The organism is Halorubrum sp. SS7 (genome assembly GCF_005435055.1).
GTDB classification, from domain to species: Archaea; Halobacteriota; Halobacteria; order Halobacteriales; family Haloferacaceae; genus Halorubrum; species Halorubrum salinarum.
This window is the reverse complement of sequence record NZ_SGXV01000059.1, coordinates 615-1,187: the sequence shown is the minus strand read 5'-3', so window position 1 is coordinate 1,187 and position 573 is coordinate 615. Positions and strand designations below refer to the sequence as shown.

Annotated in this window: 1 protein-coding gene and 1 pseudogene; both read left to right on the top strand. The window is 65.1% G+C overall.

The window, feature by feature from the left end:
- Positions 1–412, top strand: a pseudogene (locus tag EXE44_RS21530) (hypothetical protein); the annotation flags it as partial.
- A partial coding sequence (locus EXE44_RS21525) for an NAD(P)/FAD-dependent oxidoreductase (protein ID WP_241991853.1) occupies positions 309–573 on the top strand: 265 nt, incomplete at its 3' end. The pseudogene EXE44_RS21530 and the gene EXE44_RS21525, both read left to right, overlap by 104 nt.

Sequence of the window (573 nt, the reverse complement as noted above, 5' to 3'; positions counted from 1 at the left end):
CGAGGATATCACCGAGCACGCCGACGGTGTGACCGTCACCTTCGACGACGGGACGACTGACGAATTCGACTTCATCATCGGTGCTGATGGGGTTCATTCGGCTGTGCGCAGTCAGTGCTTTGACGACTGGAGGAAACGCGAGTCCGATACGTACGTGTGGTCGCTGTGGGCCGAACAGGACGCGGACGTGGGGCAGGATATGGTCAGTGTCTGGGGGCCGGGGAGTGAGGGGTTTGTCGCTCGGGTCGGCGACCGCGTCGGGTTCAACCTCGCCGCCCGCCTCGACAGTCCACCAGAGCCCCCCGGCCGTGCGGCGCTACGGAGACAGGCCGAGGCCATCGGCTGGCAGTTGCCAGCGCTTCTCGACGGACGACGAGCCGTTTTTCGACCGCATCCGCGACGTGACGTGTGAGCACTGGCACACCGACCGCATTGCCTTGATCGGTGACGCCGCGCACGCAGTCCATCCGATTTCGGGGATGGGTGCGTCGCTCGCACTCCAAGACGCGCGTGTTCTCGCCCAGGAACTCGCTACGTCTCGCTCCGATCGGCCGTCCGACGCCTTCGCTAACT